The sequence below is a fragment of the Shigella sp. FC1544 genome (assembly GCF_001722145.1).
GTDB classification, from domain to species: domain Bacteria; phylum Pseudomonadota; class Gammaproteobacteria; order Enterobacterales; family Enterobacteriaceae; genus Escherichia; species Escherichia coli.
The window spans coordinates 1-1,579 of the sequence record NZ_MECT01000285.1 but is presented as its reverse complement, the minus strand read 5'-3'; the positions used below and the strand labels follow the sequence as shown (position 1 = coordinate 1,579).

Sequence of the window (1,579 nt, the reverse complement as noted above, 5' to 3'; positions counted from 1 at the left end):
ACGGTTGTGGCGCACGTCTTCGGTGAACGCACTCTGGCCACACTGGAGCGTCTTCTGAGCCTGCTGTCGGCCTTTGAGGTCGTGGTATGGATGACGGATGGCTGGCCGCTGTATGAATCACGCCTGAAGGGAAAGCTGCACGTTATCAGCAAGCGTTACACTCAGCGCATTGAGCGACATAATCTGAATCTGAGACAACATCTGGCAAGGCTGGGACGGAAGTCACTGTCGTTCTCAAAATCGGTGGAGCTGCATGACAAGGTCATCGGGCATTATCTGAACATAAAACACTATCAGTAAGTTGGAGTCATTACCTAAATTCCTGGCGGAAGTGCGTCAGCACACCTGGTCATCCGGTACCAACGGTGTGGTGGCTGCAACGTTCTCACTGCGTCTGAAAGGCAAACCGGTGTCCTTTGTGGTACCGCTGGCGTTTGTGAAAAATCTGGATAAGACACTTACCGTGAATACCGGTGCGCTGCTGACAATGTCAGTCAGTGCCAACGGGGGAATGCCGCCGTATAAATACGCCTGGAAGAAGGATGGTCAGCCGGTTGACGGGCAGACGACAGACACCTTCAGTAAGCCAGGTGCGCAGTCCGCTGATGCGGGGAAATATACCTGCGTGGTGACCGATTCGGCAGAGAAAGCACAGAGTGTGACGTCTGTTGAATGCACCGTGACAGTGAGCGCAGCTGCCGGATAAGGGGATGGGTCATCATGAAAAAGGATCTGAAAACGCTGGCGCTGGCGAGACTGTCAGGGTTTCGTCATAAAACGGTGAAGGTGCCGGAATGGGGGAATGTCAGCGTGGTGCTGCGGGAGCCTTCGGCAGAGGCCTGGTATCTGTGGCAGGAAGTGCTCAATGGTGATGGAGAGGATGACGATACCCTGTCGGTGGTGGCGAAAACCCGCCGTAACCTGGAAGCGGATGTGACGCTGTTCTGCGATGTCCTGTGTGATACGGACCTGCAGCGGGTGTTCACTCCGGACGACCGTGAGCAGGTGCTGGCCGTCTATGGTCCGGTACATGCCCGGTTGCGGCGTCAGGCACTGGAACTGATCGCTGATGCAGAGTCGGCCAGAAAAAAGTAGCCCGCCCGGAAATTCGCTTTCTGATGCGACTTGCGCTCCGTCTGGGGCGCACCTTATCCGAACTGCGCCACAGCCTGAGTGCGAGCGAGGCGATGATGTGGATGGAGTTCGACAGGATATCCCCGCTGGGTGATGAGCGCGGGGATATCCGTAATGCACAGATCGTGAAAGCGGTTTTCGGGGCACAGGGGATGAATGTTGCACTGAAGGACGTCATGCTCTGCTGGGGCGAGGATGAGGATAAGCCGGAGGTGGATCCGTTTGCGGCGCTGGAAGACGCGCTGAGCTTTGCAGCACAGTCATGAATGATGAGAACCGCTGAGGCGGTTTTTTTACGCCCGGAGAAAGGTGAATGGCGACGTTACGTGAACTGATTATCAAAATTGTAAGCTTCCGGGGAACTCATATTGACGCGTTTTTCAGGCGCGCGTCATCGGCGGCGCATACGAACGCTCGTGGTTTGATAACGGTTGATTTATTTTGT

Annotated in this window: 2 protein-coding genes and 2 pseudogenes; all 4 read left to right on the top strand. The window is 55.4% G+C overall.

Annotated elements, in window-relative coordinates:
• Positions 1-300: pseudogene (locus BGK49_RS14280) on the top strand (IS1-like element IS1X2 family transposase); the annotation flags it as partial.
• A 16-nt stretch (positions 301-316) separates the two neighbouring features.
• A pseudogene (locus BGK49_RS14275) lies at positions 317-706 on the top strand (major tail subunit); the annotation flags it as partial.
• A gap of 14 nt (positions 707-720) precedes the next feature.
• Positions 721-1,095 carry a phage tail assembly chaperone gene (locus BGK49_RS14270; RefSeq protein WP_000710953.1) on the top strand — a complete coding sequence of 125 codons (375 nt, stop codon included), beginning with the start codon at positions 721-723 and terminating at the stop codon, positions 1,093-1,095.
• A 23-nt stretch (positions 1,096-1,118) separates the two neighbouring features.
• Positions 1,119-1,400 carry a phage tail assembly protein T gene (locus tag BGK49_RS14265; protein WP_001234260.1) on the top strand — a complete coding sequence of 94 codons (282 nt, stop codon included), beginning with the start codon at positions 1,119-1,121 and terminating at the stop codon, positions 1,398-1,400.
• The last annotated feature ends 179 nt before the right edge of the window (positions 1,401-1,579 follow it).

Coding starts and splice junctions, on each gene's coding strand:
- BGK49_RS14265 (WP_001234260.1), top strand. CDS start 1,119: ATGCGACTTGCGCTCCGTCTGGGGCGCACCTTATCCGAACTGCGCCAC.
- BGK49_RS14270 (WP_000710953.1), top strand. CDS start 721: ATGAAAAAGGATCTGAAAACGCTGGCGCTGGCGAGACTGTCAGGGTTT.